General features: G+C 76.6%; 10 protein-coding genes. 6 read left to right on the forward strand and 4 right to left on the reverse strand.

The genetic code is table 11. The features are described from left to right. Positions 1-89: 89 nt before the first annotated feature. Positions 90-1,067, forward strand: coding sequence for a chitosanase (locus ABZ495_RS00895; protein WP_359833781.1), 978 nt, complete (start codon positions 90-92; stop codon positions 1,065-1,067). 111 nt (positions 1,068-1,178) lie between these two features. Continuing rightward, a complete protein-coding gene (locus ABZ495_RS00900) occupies positions 1,179-3,155 on the forward strand; it encodes an acyl-CoA dehydrogenase (RefSeq protein ID WP_359833782.1) in 1,977 nt (658 codons plus the stop codon). Positions 3,156-3,269: 114 nt separating this feature from the next. Here ABZ495_RS00900 and ABZ495_RS00905 read toward each other — a convergent pair whose 3' ends face one another. Further along, complete coding sequence (locus ABZ495_RS00905) at positions 3,270-4,667, reverse strand: hypothetical protein (RefSeq protein ID WP_359833784.1); 1,398 nt, start codon at positions 4,665-4,667, stop codon at positions 3,270-3,272. Positions 4,668-4,881: 214 nt separating this feature from the next. After that, on the reverse strand, positions 4,882-5,670 hold the full coding sequence (locus ABZ495_RS00910; protein ID WP_359833786.1) for a hypothetical protein: 789 nt from the start codon (positions 5,668-5,670) through the stop codon (positions 4,882-4,884). Positions 5,671-5,887: 217 nt separating this feature from the next. Between ABZ495_RS00910 and ABZ495_RS00915 the strand changes: the two genes are divergently transcribed. After that, complete coding sequence (locus tag ABZ495_RS00915; protein ID WP_359833788.1) at positions 5,888-7,015, forward strand: MinD/ParA family protein; 1,128 nt, start codon at positions 5,888-5,890, stop codon at positions 7,013-7,015. Positions 7,016-7,813: 798 nt separating this feature from the next. Beyond that, a complete protein-coding gene (locus ABZ495_RS00920; protein ID WP_359833790.1) occupies positions 7,814-10,828 on the forward strand; it encodes a BTAD domain-containing putative transcriptional regulator in 3,015 nt (1,004 codons plus the stop codon). Here the strand turns inward: ABZ495_RS00920 and ABZ495_RS00925 are convergent. Together ABZ495_RS00925 and ABZ495_RS00930 are read right to left on the reverse strand one after the other, a co-directional pair. Then, positions 10,825-11,223 carry a hypothetical protein gene (locus ABZ495_RS00925; RefSeq protein ID WP_359803893.1) on the reverse strand — a complete coding sequence of 133 codons (399 nt, stop codon included), beginning with the start codon at positions 11,221-11,223 and terminating at the stop codon, positions 10,825-10,827. The genes ABZ495_RS00920 and ABZ495_RS00925 overlap by 4 nt on opposite strands. A gap of 228 nt (positions 11,224-11,451) precedes the next feature. Continuing rightward, on the reverse strand, positions 11,452-11,985 hold the full coding sequence (locus tag ABZ495_RS00930; protein ID WP_359833792.1) for a DinB family protein: 534 nt from the start codon (positions 11,983-11,985) through the stop codon (positions 11,452-11,454). Positions 11,986-12,240: 255 nt separating this feature from the next. Here ABZ495_RS00930 and ABZ495_RS00935 point away from each other — a divergent pair, with 255 nt between their 5' ends. Both ABZ495_RS00935 and ABZ495_RS00940 read left to right on the forward strand, forming a co-directional pair. After that, positions 12,241-13,050: a class I SAM-dependent methyltransferase gene (locus ABZ495_RS00935; RefSeq protein WP_359833793.1), complete on the forward strand. Its 810-nt coding sequence runs from the start codon at positions 12,241-12,243 to the stop codon at positions 13,048-13,050. A 176-nt stretch (positions 13,051-13,226) separates the two neighbouring features. Then, positions 13,227-14,630 (forward strand): condensation domain-containing protein, encoded by a 1,404-nt coding sequence (locus ABZ495_RS00940; protein WP_359833795.1) that lies wholly within the window; start codon positions 13,227-13,229, stop codon positions 14,628-14,630. The last annotated feature ends 21 nt before the right edge of the window (positions 14,631-14,651 follow it).

The following is a 14,651-nucleotide window of genomic DNA, read 5'->3' on the forward strand; positions in this document are numbered from 1 at the left end:
ACCCGCCGTCGGACGGCGGCCGTTCACCAAGCGAACCCGCTCGCCCGCCGTTCCCGCGGCCGATCCGGCCGCCCGACCCCGGAGCCTCCATGCCGATCCGGCCCACCCCGCTGCCCCTCGCCCTGACCGCCCTCCTGTTGGCCGGCGCCCTCCCCGTACTCCCGGCCGCCGCGGCGTCCCCGAGCCCCACCCCGAGCGGCTCGCCCACCACGGCGGTCGCCGACCCCGCCCCGGCGAACCACGGCCGCCCCCACCGCACCACCCTGCCCACAGCCAAGTCACCGACCACGCCGAGTGGTTCGCCATCCGGCTCCGCCTCCGGCTCGCCGTCCGGCAAGCCCACCACGACCGGGGCCGGCGACCTCACCGACCCGCATCTCAAGGACATCGCCCAGCAGTTCGTCTCCAGCGCCGAGAACTCCTCCCTCGACTGGAAGGCGCAGTTCGCCTACATCGAGGACATCAAGGACGGCCGCGGCTACACCGCGGGCATCGTCGGCTTCTGCTCCGGCACCGGCGACATGGCCGAACTGGTGCGCCACTACCGCGAGTTGAAGGCGGACAACGTCCTGGCCAAGTACCTCCCCGCGCTGGAGAAGCTGGACGGCTCCGCCTCGCACAGCGGCCTCGACCCCGACTTCGCCTCGGACTGGAAGAAGGCGGCCCAGGACCCGGTCTTCCGCAAGGCCCAGGAGGACGAGCGCGACCGCGTCTACTTCACCCCGGCCGTCACCCAGGCCAAGTCCGACGGACTGCACGCGCTCGGCCAACTCGCCTACTACGACGCCATCGTGATGCACGGCCCGGGCAACAGCGCGGACAGCTTCGGCGGGATCCGCGCGGCGGCTCTCAAGAAGGCCAAGCCCCCGGCGCAGGGCGGCGACGAGAAGGCCTACCTCTCCGCGTTCCTGGACGCCCGCGCCGCCGCCATGCGCACCGAGGCGGCCCACTCCGACACCTCCCGCGTCGACACCGCCCAGCGCCTCTTCCTCCAGGCCGGGAACCTCGACCTGCACACCCCGCTGAGCTGGAAGGTCTACGGCGAGTCCTTCCACATCGACAAGTAGCCCACCGGGCGACGGAAGAGCGGCGGGCCGCCCGCGGAGGCGGCCCGCCGCTTTCGGTGATCCTGATCACAAAGCCGTTTCCCCGGACCCTGTTCGCCCATTCATCACCGCATGACAACCATTCCCGGCAGTCGCACCGTCACCACGGACGACCGAAGCGCCACCCGGGCACCGGACTCCCCTGCACCGGCCGCCGTCGCCGCTTCCACCGCCGTCGCCGTTACCACCAGCGTCACCGTTACCACCGCCACCGCCACCACTGCCACTGCCACTGCCACCACCGCCGAGCTCACCCGGCTGCTCTACGGCCCCGACCACGAGCGGGTCCACGGCCCGTGGCGGCGGTTGCTCGCCGACCCCCGGATGCGGACCGACCCCGGCGCCGCCACCGGGGACCGGATCGCCGCCAGCTACCGACGGTTACGGCAGGTCAACCGGATGACCGATGCCACCGCACTGGCCACCGACCCGCGCGCGCTGGCCGCCCTGCACGAATGGCTGGGCCCGCTGGACGGCGCGCTGGTCGTCGTCGCCGGCATCCACTACAACCTCTTCCTCGGCAGCCTGCTCGACCACGACCCGCACGAGAAGCGGCCGTTGGACCCGTACCTCGCGATGGAACGGATCGGCACCTTCCTCTGCACCGAGCTCGGCCACGGCAACGACGCCACCGCGCTGCGGACCACCGCCGTCTACGACCGCACCGACCGCACCTTCACCCTGCACACGCCCGACGCGGGCGCGCAGAAGTTCATGCCGAACACCGGCCCGGCCGGCGGGCCGAAGTCCGCCGTGGTCGCCGCCCGCCTCCTGGTCGACGGCCGGGACCACGGGATCTTCCTCTTCCTCACCCCGCTCACCGACGAGGTCGGCCCGCTGCCCGGCGTCACCGTCCGCCCGCTGCCCCAGCGCCCCGGCAACCCGGTCGACCACTGCCTGACCTCCTTCGACGAGGTCGTCCTGCCCCACGAGGCGCTGCTGACCGGCGAACACGGCCGACTCGGGCCCGACGCCGGGTTCACCAGCTCCCTCGGCAGCAGGCGGAAACGGTTCCTCACCAGCATCGGCCGGGTCACCGCCGGCAAGCTCTGCATGAGCGCGGCGGCGGTCGGCTGTGCCCGCGCGGTGCTGACCGTGGCCGTCCGCTACGCCCACCACCGCGAGGTGACCGGGGCCCGCGCGGACCGCCGCATCCCGGTCTGGGCCCACCGCAGCCACCACGGCCCGCTGCTGGAGGCGGCCGCCACCACCTACGCGATGACCGCCCTGCACCGGTCCGCGGTCGAGCGCTGGACCGGCCGGGACGACACCGACCCGGGCGAGGTCGCCGCTGCCGAGCGGCTGGCCGCCGTCACCAAGGGCTGGACCACCTGGCAGGCCCGCAACCTGATCATCGAGTGCCGCGAACGCTGTGGCGCCCAGGGACTGCTCCCGGTCAACGGGATCTCCCCGCTCGCCATGGACATCGAGGGCACCATCACCGCCGAGGGCGACAATCTCGCGCTCTGGGCCAAGGCCGGCGCCGAGCTCCTGCTGGCCGAGTCCGCGCCGCCCGGGGCCGTCCCCGAAGGCGGCCCCGACGACCCGGCCGTGCTCCAGTCCCTGCTGCACGCGGCGGAGCACCTGCACCTGAGCCGGGCCCGCGTCCTGCTGCGGCAGGCGCCGTCCGGGGACGGCCTGCGCCGCTGGAACACCGCCTCACCCGCCGCGCTGGCCGCCGTCACCGCCCACGCCGAACGCTCCGCCGGCGCCGCCCTGCTGGCCCTCGCCGAGCAGGCCGCCGAGCCGCGGGCCCGCAGCCTGCTGCTCGACCTGTACCGGCTCTTCGCGCTGCGCCGGGTCAGCACGGAGAGCGGACCTCTGCTGAGCGAGGGACTTCTGACGGATCATCACGTGCGGTTGCTCCCCAACCTGATCGAACAGGTCATCGGCCGACTGGTGGACCGGGGCCGACAGTTGGTTGACGCCTTCGACCTGCCGGAGGAGTTCCTCGCCGGCCTCCCGATCGCCGGCCCCGACTACCAGCGCGCCTTCGACCACCCTGAGGCACATTGGAACGCCACCGAGCCTGCTGTTCGACCGATCTGACCGGCCGACCGGCCTCCGGGGTTCCCCCGCACCGGGTCCCGCCGGTCCGCCCCCACGGCGGACCGGCGGGACCGTCCACGGTCACTCCGGGTCGTACTCAGCCGCGTGCGGAGTTCACCACGGCCGGGGCGGCCGCGGCCGCCCCGTGCCGGCCTCACCGGCGACCGCCTCCTGCCCGGAGACCTCGGCAGCCCGCTCGGCGTGCACGCCGTGGTCGGCCGGGCCGGCCTGCGTCGTCCACCGGGGGGTGGTGGCCGCCCCGCCCCGGCTCCCGGTCGGTACGCCCCGCACGGCCTCGTGCCCGAGCGGCACCGCCGGGGAGGCCTGCTGGGCCGCCGGCCGGCCCGTGTCACCGCGCCACACCGCTCCCCGGGCGGCCTCGTACCCGGCGGGCATCCCCGGCCGAACCGGTTCCGCCACCTCGGCGTCCCACACCGCGGGCGCCTCCCACTCCGCCGACGACTCCCACACCGCCGGCACCGCCCGCTCCACCGGAACCGCCCGCTCGGCAGGCACCGCGCGCTCAGCCGGCACCGCCCGCTCCACCGGAACCGCCCGCTCGGCAGGCTGCCCCGGCCTCAGGTTGCGCATCGCCTTCTGCGGACCGGTCGCCCCGCTGACGGGCTCGCGCCCCGCCAACACCTCCTGGAGGGCGACCGGTTCGACCGACGCCTTCTCGTCCGCCCGCCAACGGGCCGGCACGGCCCGGGTCGCCGCCTGTCCCAGCACCTGCCCCTGACCGCTCTTCCGGCGGATCGCGGGGACCTCCCCGGGACCGAGCTCGGACAGCGGAACCGGGACGCGCTCCCAGCCTTCCGGCACGGGCGGGAGCGACTGCCACGGGTCGTACGCCACGGCGGGCTCCCCGCCGGCAGCCGCCTGAGCCGCGACCCGCCCGGAAGGAGCCGCCGGACCTCGCCCCCACCCGGCCGACGCCGTGCCGACGCCCTCCTGCCCGGCGCCGTGCCCGGCGCCGTGCCCACGGCCCTGCTCGACCCCGTGCCCGCCACCCCGCTCGCTGCCCTGCCCGCTGCCGCGCCCGTCCTCACTCGCGGTCCGGTACCCCACCCGGTCGGTCCCCGCGAGCGTGGGCGTGCCCGGATAGGGGTCCGCGGAGGTGCGGACCACCGGGGTCGCCGCCGGGATCGGCGCCGAAGCCGGCTCCTCCTGCGGCGCCGCCGCGTCCAGGCAGACCAGCCGCAGCGTGAAGTTGCGCTCGGTCGGGTCGCCGTCGACCCAGTCCACGTCCTTGCTCCGCACCACCCGGGACCGCCGGCCGCCGTCCGACGCCTGCAACGGCCCGGGCAGCACCCGGACGTTGGGCCGCCACCCGAGGCCGGGGGCGTAGTGCTCCAGGTGCAGCTCCCACTCCTGCGCCGGGACCTCCAGCGACGCCCCCACCCGGCCCGGCAGCACCACCGCGCCGTACGGGGTGCGCACCACCGCCCGCTGGTCGAAGGCGGCGTCCTTGCCGATCACCGTGATCCGCCATGCTCCGTCCATCCGCAGCACGGGTGTCCTCCCCAGGTCGGTGGGTGCGGGACCGGCCGACCCCGCACCTCGCTCGACGGCTCGCCGGACGCCGGTGGTTCACCGCACGAGGCCGGGCCCCCGCACGTCCACCGGACGACGCCCGGGGCCCACCGGACAGCGCCGGGCGTCCGCGGCTTCACCGGGGCGCGACCGCGACGCCCGGGGGTTCAGGGCCGCCGCGGCCGACCGGCCCTCAGGCGGTGCGCCGGCGGTGCTGGAGCCGGGCCGCGACCAGGACGCCGCCGCCGAGCAGCAGGGCGCCGCCGCCGACGCCCGCGATCAGCGCCGAACCGCCACCGCCACCGGTGTGCGCGAGGTCCGTACCGACGGGCACCGCCGTGACGGACGGCGAGGCCGAGGGGCTCGGGGAGGCGGCGGGCGAGGACGACTGGGACGCCGTGGGCGTCGGACGGTCGGACGGCTTGGTACTGGGCGGCGGCGTGACCGGCCGGCTCGGCGTCCCGCTGGGCGTCGGGCTCGCCGACCCGCTGGGCGTCCGGCTCGGGGTCGGCGTCACCGAGCCCGTCGGCGTGGGCGTGGCCGTGCGGCTCGGGGTCGTACTGGGAGCCGGGGTGGTCGGCGCGGGGGTGGTGGGCGTGGCCGTCGGCGTGGGCGTGGGCGTGGTGGTCGGCGTCGGCGTGACGCAGAGCGGCACGTCCGCGATCCGCTTCTCCACCTGGGTGTCGGCCAGGCGGTAGCGCCAGGTTTCCCCCTGACCGGTGTAGCCGACGGTGACCTTCACCGACCCGTGGGCGGCCACCGTGCCGTGGTACTTCTCGTCGCTGCCGACCCGGGTCAGCGTGTACTCGCCGGCGGCACGGTAGTTGTTGCCCAGGACCAGCTCGACGTGGGCCGCGTCGGTGCGGCAACCGACGCTCAGCGAGGCGTCGGCCGGCTGCCAGGCCATCGCCGTCCCCGAACCCGCGGCGGCGAGGGCCGCGACGGCGCTTCCGGTCACCAGGGCCGCTCGAACGTGCTTCATCACTGCTCTCCTTCGGGTCCCGCAGGACCTGTCGCCCTGGGCCGGCGGCCGCACGGCCCCCCTGTCGTCTACGGCGGCACGGCGGGCTCCGGTTCACCGCCCTGAGGTGGATCCGGGAGCCGCCGGGAAGCCCGGACAGGCCGCTGAACTGCGGCGCGTCGGCGATCCGTAGAGCGGAGTGGACCGTGTGACCGCAGCCCGCGCCAGGAGGAGAACAATGACCGCCGGCCCCGACACCGCGTACCGCCCCGCACCGGCGGCGGCGCTCGACGCCTTCGGCACCGTCCTGCTGCCGCGGCTCGCCCCCGCCCCCTGCCCCGCCACCGCGTCGCCGGCCCCGCTGCCCGTCGCACACCCCGCGCCGCGGCCCACGCTCCCGCCGCCCGCAGCGCGGTTCGCTCCCCCGCGACCCACGGTGCCCCCGCCCGTGCCGCGGTTCGCTCCCCCGCAGCCCAGCCTGCCCCCGCCCGCCCCGCGCCCCCTTCCGGAGCAGCGCCGCAGCGTGCTGGCCGTGCTGCGCACCGGGGAGCGCCGTGGCCGCGAGCAGCTGCGGCTCATCCGCTCGCCGCTGCACGGCAGTTGCCGGATCGCCGTGATCAGCGCCACCGGCAACGTCGGCAAGACCTCGCTGGTGCGCGCCCTGGGAGCGATGCTCGCCACCGAACGCGGCGAGCCGGTGGCCGCGGTCGACGCGGGGGCGCCGTACCCGAACTCGCCGGTCCGGCCGGCCGGTCCGCCGGCCCGGGTGGGCATCACCGAGCTCGCGGCGGCGCTGCGCGGCGGCGGCCCGGCGGCCGTCGACCCACGGCCGTACCTCTCCCCGACCCCGAGCGGGCTGGCCGTCCTGGCCGGCCCGGTGTACCCCGCGGTGGGCCGACCGCTCGACGAGGGCGACTACCGCGCCGTCCTGGCGGCGCTCGCCGAGCGGTATCCGCTCACGCTGACCGACGCGGGCGCGGGGCTGCTCGACGGCCCGATGCGCGGCGTGCTCGACCTGGCCGACCAGCTGGTCCTCGTCACCACGCCGAGCGTGGACGGCGCGGGCCGTGCCACCGCGACCCTCGACCTGCTGCACGCCCACGGGTACGGGGAGCTGGCCGAACGCTCCGTCACCGCGATCTCGGCGGTCCCCGGCGCCGGGCGTCCGGTCCACCCGGCGGATCTGCGGGCGTACTTCGGCACCCGCTGCCGGGGCGTGGTGGAGGTGCCGTTCGACGAGCACCTCGCCGCTGCCGCGGAGTCCGAGCCGGGTCGGCTCGGCCACCGTACCCGCCGGGCGGTCCGCGAGCTGGCCGCGCTGATCGGCGACGAGCTGTGGCGGGCGGGCCGACCCACGGGCTGGTGAGCCCACCGGCGGCCGATCCACACCTCGCCGCCCCGGCCCGCCGACCGACACACCACGCCGCCTCCGGTCGCTCACCGGCCGACCCGACAGCGGCCGCCACCCCCGCCTGCCCCCGAACGCCCGCTCCCCCCACCTGCCCCCGGCCGCCGCTCCCACCTGCCCCCGAACGCCCGCTCCCCCCACCTGCCCCCGGCCGCCGCTCCCACCTGCCCCCGAACGCCCGCTCCCCCCACCTGCCCCCGGCTGCCCCTCCCACCTGCCCCCGAACGCCCGCTCCCCCGCCGGAGCTGCCCGAAAGGCCCGCCCGATCGGGCAGAAGACCGTGCCCCGACGTGCATACCTGGTATGCCCGGCCACGCCCCTGCCGGACGCCTGCCGACCGGCGGCCGGCCCGGGCGGTACCCCGCCACCAGCGGCCTGACCGCCCGCTCGGGCCGCCGTACCCGGCCCCGACCAGCCGCGACGCCCGGAGCCTGCGGACCCCGCCGACGCCCGACGGCCCGCCCCACCGGCCGTGGACATGGCACGAGCGCGTCAGGTAAACCTGTCCACCCGGCCTCCCCGGAGGCCGCCGGCGCCCGCAACCACCTGATCGCCCGTCGGTGAACTCCTCACGAACGGCGGTCGTACGCCGGGCGCCGGAGCGCCGTTCGCGCCGCCGGTGGCGGCCGGAGCCGGGATGCTTCGCCGACGTACCGCCGTCCGCCGGGCGGCCCGGACCGCTCGTCGGGCGTGGCTAGACTGCGGCCGAGATGTGGACGGAAAGCTGAGACGATCCGCTTCTACCTGGGGGGATCCGTGTTCATTCGACTGCTGGGGCCGGTGGAACTGCGGGCCGCCGACGGTCGCGCCGTCGAACCGGCCGGCCCCAAGCGGTGCGCCGTCCTGGCCCTGCTGGCGCTCGAACTCGGCCGCACCGTCCCGGTCGAGCGGCTCTTCGAGCTGCTCTGGGGCGAGGCCCCGCCCGCCCGGGCCCGGGCCGCCGTACAGGGGCACATCGCCGCGCTGCGCAAGCAGATCGCCGACTCCCCCTTCACCCTGCTGACCCGCGCACCCGGCTACCGCCTCGACGGCCCGGCCGAGCTGGTGGACGCGCTGCTCTTCGAGCGGCTCACCGCGCTGGCCGCCGGGGAGTGCGCCCCCGGGGGCGACGAGGCCGCCGTCAAGCTGCTGCGCGAGGCCCTGGACCTCTGGCACGGCGGCACGGCCCTGGCCAACCTGCCCGAGACCGGTCTGCGGCACGCCGTCGCCGACCGGCTCGACCGGCGCCGCACCCGTGCGCTGGAGTGCTGGGCCGAGCGCCTGCTGCGGCTCGGCCGGGGTGCCGACGCCGTCACCGACCTCGACCGCGCCGCCGAGGCCGACGGCCTCCACGAGCCGCTGGCCGCCCTGCTGGTCCGCTGCCTCCACCAGGCGGGCCGCTTCGCCGACGCGCTCACCGCCTACCACCGCACCCGGCGCCGGCTCGCCGAGGAGCTGGGCCTCGCGCCGGGCCGCGCCCTGCAGTCGGCCGTGGACGACATGCTCACCGCCGACCCGGAGCCGACCCCTGCCGCACCCGCTGCCCCCACCTCGCCGCCCGTACCGGTCGACCCGGTCGACCCGCCGGCCCCCCGCCCGACCGTGAACCAGCTCCCCCGCGCGGCAGCACGGTTCGTCGGTCGCGCGGCCGAACAGCACTGGCTGGACGCCGAGTGCGCCGGACCGCACGGCGGCGGCAGCCTCGCCGTCGTGACCGGCCCGGCCGGCGCGGGCAAGACCGCGACCGTGGTCCAGTGGGCGCACGCCGCGGCCGGCGCCTTCCCCGACGGCCTGCTCTTCGCCGACCTGAACGGCTTCGGCCCGGGCCACCGCACCGGCCCGGTCGAGGTGCTGGGCAGGTTCCTCCGCGCTCTCGGCGTCGAGGAGCGCGAGCTGCCGGAGGACCGCTACGCCCGGGCCGCGCTCTACCGGGCGCTGACCGGCCGGCGCCGGCTGCTGGTCGTCCTGGACAACGCCGGTGACGCCGAGGACCTCGCGGACCTGCTGCCGGCCGGGCCCGACTGCGCCACCGTGATCACCAGCCGCAGCTCCCTGGAGGACGTGGTGGTCACCGAGGGGGCCGCCCTGCTGCGGCTCGGCGCGCTGCCGGCCGAGGACGCGCTGGGCCTGCTGGAGCACCTGCTGACCCCGGCCCGGGTCCGGGCCGAGCCGGAGGCCTCGGCCAAGGTCGCCGAGCTCTGCGACCGCCTGCCGCTCGCGCTGCGGATCGCCGCGGCCCGGCTGGCCGCCCAGCCGGGCTGGGCGATCGCCGACCTCGTGCCCGAACTCGCCGACGAGCGCACCCGCCTGCAGACCCTGGACACCCAGGGCGCGATCAGCGTGCGCAGCGCGCTGGGCCTGACGGTCCGCCGGCTCTCGGCCACCGCCGTCCACCTGCTCGCCCTGCTCGCCGCGCACCCGGGCCCGGAGACGGACGCCCACGCGGCCGCCGCCCTGCTTGCCACGGACACCGCCGAGGCCCGGCGGGCACTCGGCTCGCTGGCCGCCCACCACCTGCTCACCGAGGACACCCCGGGCCGCTACCGCCGGCACGACCTGATCCGCCTCTACGGCGCCGAACTCCTCGACGAGCGGCCTGCGTCGGAGCGCGCCGGCGCCACCCTGGCACTGGTGGACCACTTCCTGGCGGCCGCCGCGCACGGCGCGGGGCTGCTCCAGCCCGGCCTCGACCCGTTCGGTCCGCCGCCGCTGCCCGGTCCGGCCCGGCCGCGGCTGCCCGACGTGCGCGCCGCGCTGGACTGGTTCCGCGCCGAGGAACCCACCATCCGCGGCCTGGTCACCTTGGCGGCCGACCTCGGCGACCACCGGCGCGCCTGGCGGCTGGCCTACCTGGCCAACTGCCTCTACTACGGCGCCGGCCGCCGGACGGACCGGCTGGCCTGCCTGCGCGCGGGGCTGGAGTCGGCCGTGCTGACCTGCGATCCGGCCGCCGTCGCCTCGATGGAGGCCTCGACGGCCCGCGCGCTGAGCGGCCTCGGGCGGGCCGAGGAGGCCCACCGGCTGGCCCTGCGAGCGGTCACCCGCACCGCGGACGCCGGGGGCGACGTCCATGTGCACGCCCTCACCGTGCTGGCGGTGGCCAGTGCGGCCCGCGGCGAGCACGCCGAGGCCGTCCGGCTGGGCGAGCGGGCGATCGCCCTGGCCGGCGCGCACGGCCTCGCGGAGCACGCGCCCTTCGCGTTCAGCAACACCGCCGCCCTGCACGGCTTCGCCGGGGACGCCGGGCAGGCCCTGCGCCGGGCCCGGGAGGCCCGGGCGCTGCTCGCGGAGCACCCGCAGGCGACGTACCACCTGTCCGCCATGGTCAACGAGGCGCACGCGCTCCAGCAGCTCCGCCGCCCGGCCGAGGCCGGGCGGGCCTGGCGGGAGACCATGGAACGCTGTCGCGCCGCCGGCGCCGTCCATCTGGAGGCGGTGGCGGAGCGCCACTACGCCGACTTCCTGCTGGACGCCGACCGTCCGGTGGAGGCCGCCTCGCACCTGCGGTCCGCGCACTGCCTGTACGAGCGGCTCGGGGACGCCGGCGTCGCCCGGCAGTTGGAGCGCCGGCTGGCCACGCTGGCCGGCGCGGTCACCGTGGCGCCGTCCGCCCGGCGGGCGTTACCGGCCGCGTCCGGCGCCTGCCGGAGCCGGCCACCCGACCGCGGCAGCCCGTGCGGGGAGGTCCCGCGCCACCCGGAGACCGGGGTGCGCCGGAGCACGGTGACGGTCCGGCGGGCCTGCCGGTCCGGCGACCACCACCGGGCCGCCGCCCGGCCGGGCCGGCTCTAGGACGGCCCGGTCGAGGACGGCCCGGCGTCCCCGGCCAGCTCGGCGATCAGCTCCTGCACGCCGTCCTCGCCGAACCGGTGCAGCAGCATCGCCACCCACTCCACCACCTCGGCCCGCTCCAGCGGCGCCCACCCGGGCGCGGACGGGTGCTCGTCGACCACCAGCGCCTCGGCGACCAGGCGCAGCCCGTCCGGCACCGGCAGCAGCCGTGAGCCGTCCAGTCCGCGCAGGGCGAGCCGCCGGGCCGCCGCCGCGACCTCCGCGCCGCCGGCCGGCGGCGCCGGTAGTCCGTGGCCGCACCCCGCTTCGCCCGTCGGCGCCTCCTCCCGGGGCTCCGCGGCCAACCAGGAGGCGATCAGCTCCCGGATCTCCGGCTCGTCCGCCATCTCCACCATGCCAGCAAGCATGCCAGCGCCTCGCTCGGTCATCATCACCGTCATGTGAACGAGAACGGCTGCCACCCCGTGCAGCGTTCAACTACGTCCGCGACCTGCGCCGGGACCACCTCGCCCGCCCCCGGCGCCGTGGCGGACCGACCGTCGGCCACCCGGCCCGGGCGGCAGTGCTCCGTACACACCCCGTCACCCGCCCGGGTCGTTCCGCGCGCCCCGGCGGGAGCGCCACTACGCGCCGACCGTTCCGTCGATCGCCTCGCGCAGGAAGTCGGCGTGCCCGTTGTGCCGGGCGTACTCGTGGATCAGGTGCAGCATCACCAGCCGCAGCGACACGTCCGCGCCCCACTTCGGCATGTAGCCCGTGACGTCCAGCGACTCCGCCTCCCGCTCGATCCGCCGGGCGTGCTCGACCTCCGCCGTCCAGGCCGCGAACGCCTCGCCGCGGTCGGCGGCGGCCGCGTCGTACGCCACCTGGAAGTCGCCCTCCGGGGACCAGACGAGCGGGACGTCCTCCCGGCCGATCACCCGGCGGAACCACGTCCGCTCCACCTCGGCCATGTGCCGCACCAGCCCGAGCAGGCTCAGCGTGGACGGCGGGCTCGACAGCTGCTTCAACTGCTCCTCGGTCAGCCCCTCGCACTTCATCGCCAGGGTCGCCCGGTGGTAGTCCAGGAACGCGCGCAGCATCTCGCGCTCGCCCCCGGTCAGCGGCGGAGCGACCCGTGCGTCGGTCGTCCCGGTGGTCGTGGTCGTCTCGGTCATCTCGGTCTCCCGGTCGGGTGGGTGCGGGCACCCCGGCCGGGCACCGCTCCCATCCCAGACCCATCCCGGCCCGGCTGTCCACCCGATATTCCCGTCCGCCCCGCACCGCGGGCCCGGCCCCGTCAACACGCCGTCACTCGCCGTACCTCCCAAGCCTCATTCGTCACGGTCCGCGTTCGGACGCCGACCGGTTTGGGTACGTACCTCGGCGCGCCCGAGGTCCGGGCGCCCGCCTCACGAGGAAGCCGAGCAGCGATGGACCAGAACCGCATTCCCGCGACCGTCCGACGGACGTACGGCGTCGACGACCTGAGTCAGGCCCCCAGCTTCGCGGGCGGATTCATCAACTTCGGCGACTGGAGCGGCATCGACACCGACGCGCCCACCCCGGAGGACCGCATCCGCAGCCAGGAGGAGCTGTACCGCCGGGTGCTGCGCGCGTTCCCGGCCCCCACCGAGCGGCTGCGGCTGGCCGAGGTGGGCTGCGGCCGGGGCCTCGGCGCGGCCCTCGCGCTCTGCGAGTTCCGCTTCGCCGCGGTGACGGGCGTCGACATCCACCCGGACCAGGTCGAGCGCGCCCGCGCGGTCAACGCCCGCGCGCTGGCGACGTTCCCGGACCGCCTCGCCTACAGCCTGGGCGCGGCGGACGACCTGCCCTTCCCGGACGCCGCCCTGGACGGCCTCTACTCCGTGGAGGCGGCCCAGCACTTCCGTGAACTGACCGGCTTCGCCCGCGAGTCGGCCCGGGTGCTGCGCCCCGGCGGCCGGCTGGCCGTGACGACCTTCTTCAGCTCCGGCCCGGAGGTCGCCGAGCGGCTCAGCATCCTGCTCGGCAGCTTCGCCGAGGGCCTGGACGTCGCCCACCCGCTCGCCGCCTTCACCGACGACCTCACCGCCGCCGGCTTCAGCGAGGTCACCGCCGAGTCGATCGGCACCGCCGTCTGGCCCGGTCTGGACCGCTACCTGAAGGACACCGTGCCGCCCGGCCACTGGGCCCGCAACTTCCTCGCCGCCTGGCAGAGCGGCCTGCTCGACTACCACCTCGTCACCGCCACCCGCGTCTGACCGCACCGCACCGGGCGGCGCCCCCGGCCGACATCCGAGGCTCGACGTGACCATGGCGGTGCGCCACACTCTTCCCTTGGCAACACACGCGCTCCCACCGCACCGACCGCCCCATGCCGAGGAGGCGACGCAGCCGCACCGCGCCGCTTCCACCACCGCACATCGGAGAGCACACGGTGACCACGAGTCAGCAACTGGAGATCGACTTCTCGTCCGGCAGATCCGGCACGGGACCGGCCACCTGGGGCCAGCAGGCCATCTGGGACGCCGTGGGCCGGCTGGCTCCGGCCGACGCGCCGCGCTACAACATCACGGCCTCCGCCCCGCTGGACCCGGGCCTGCCGGTGGCGGTCGTGCTGGGCGCCCTGGAGGGCCTGCTCCAGCTGCACGACTCGCTGCGCACCCGGCTCGTCGAGGACGACCGGGGGCGACTGCGGCAGATCGTCGACCCGGCCGGCCGGCTGATCGTGCACACCCGCCGGTGCGACGGCGACGCGGCCGACCTCGCCGCGGTCGGCGCCGCCCTGCACGAGGAGTTGGCGGCGCTGCCCTTCGACTGCACCGCGCAGTGGCCGATACGCGTCGGCCTGGTCGAGACGGCCGGGCTGGTCCGGCACATGGCGCTCGTCCTCTCCCACACGGCCCTGGACGGCGCGGGCATGGGCCTACTGGTGCTGGACCTCAGCGAGCTGGCGCAGGGTGCCTCGGTGGAAGCCATCAGCACCCTCCGCGGCGCCCAGCAACCGCTCGAAGAGGCGGAGTTCCAGACCTCCGCGCGCGGTCTGCGGCGCGATGTGAACGCCCGCGCCCATGTGGTGCGCAAGCTACGGCTGGGGCCGCCGCGGCTCTTCCCGCCCGCCGCGACCCACGCGCCGGAGCCCTTCCCGAACGCCGTGCTCAGTTCCCCGGCGCTGCTCCGGGCGGTCGACACGGTCGCGGCCGGCCACCGGGCGAGCACTTCCTCGGTGCTGCTCGCCGCGGTGGCGGTGATGACCGCGCGGCTCTCCGGCTCTCCGGACGCGGTGCTCCAGGTGATCGTCAACAACCGGTTCCTGCCCGGGCTGGCCTCTGCGGTGAGCCCGGTGGCCGGCGACGGCCTGTTCCATCTGCCGGACGCGGACGGCGAGTTCGGTGACGCCGTCCGCCGCACCCATGCCGCCTCGATCGCCACCTACCGGCACGCCTACTACAACAAGCGCCTGCTGGACGAGGAGATCGCCCGGCTGACCGCCGAGCACGGTCCGCTCGCCGACCGCTCCTGCGTCTTCAACGACACCCGCGACCTGCTCCCGTCGATGCTCGCCGCGCCCGACACCGAGTCCGATCCCGGCCCCGGAGCCGGAGCAGGGGCGGCCGACGCCGGCACCACCCTCACCTGGCCGGTCGAGTTCCCGCCGCGCCCCGGCCTCTCCTACGCCCTGGACGCGCTCCAGACCCCGGACGCGCTCCAGCTCGCGATGACGGCGGACAGCTCGGTGCTCCCCCGCCCCGCGATGGAGCGGTTCCTCTACGGCGTCGAGGCCCTGATCCTCAGCGAGGCCCGGGCGCTGGCCCCGGCCCTGGCCGTGCCCGCCTCCTGACCACCCGCGCCGCCGCCCCGC

It is taken from the genome of Kitasatospora sp. NPDC005748, assembly GCF_040630735.1.
Taxonomy (GTDB): Bacteria; Actinomycetota; Actinomycetes; order Streptomycetales; family Streptomycetaceae; genus Kitasatospora.

Coding starts and splice junctions, on each gene's coding strand:
- ABZ495_RS00895 (WP_359833781.1), top strand. CDS start 90: ATGCCGATCCGGCCCACCCCGCTGCCCCTCGCCCTGACCGCCCTCCTG.
- ABZ495_RS00900 (WP_359833782.1), top strand. CDS start 1,179: ATGACAACCATTCCCGGCAGTCGCACCGTCACCACGGACGACCGAAGC.
- ABZ495_RS00910 (WP_359833786.1), bottom strand. CDS start 5,670: ATGAAGCACGTTCGAGCGGCCCTGGTGACCGGAAGCGCCGTCGCGGCC.
- ABZ495_RS00915 (WP_359833788.1), top strand. CDS start 5,888: ATGACCGCCGGCCCCGACACCGCGTACCGCCCCGCACCGGCGGCGGCG.
- ABZ495_RS00925 (WP_359803893.1), bottom strand. CDS start 11,223: ATGGTGGAGATGGCGGACGAGCCGGAGATCCGGGAGCTGATCGCCTCC.
- ABZ495_RS00930 (WP_359833792.1), bottom strand. CDS start 11,985: ATGACCGAGACGACCACGACCACCGGGACGACCGACGCACGGGTCGCT.
- ABZ495_RS00935 (WP_359833793.1), top strand. CDS start 12,241: ATGGACCAGAACCGCATTCCCGCGACCGTCCGACGGACGTACGGCGTC.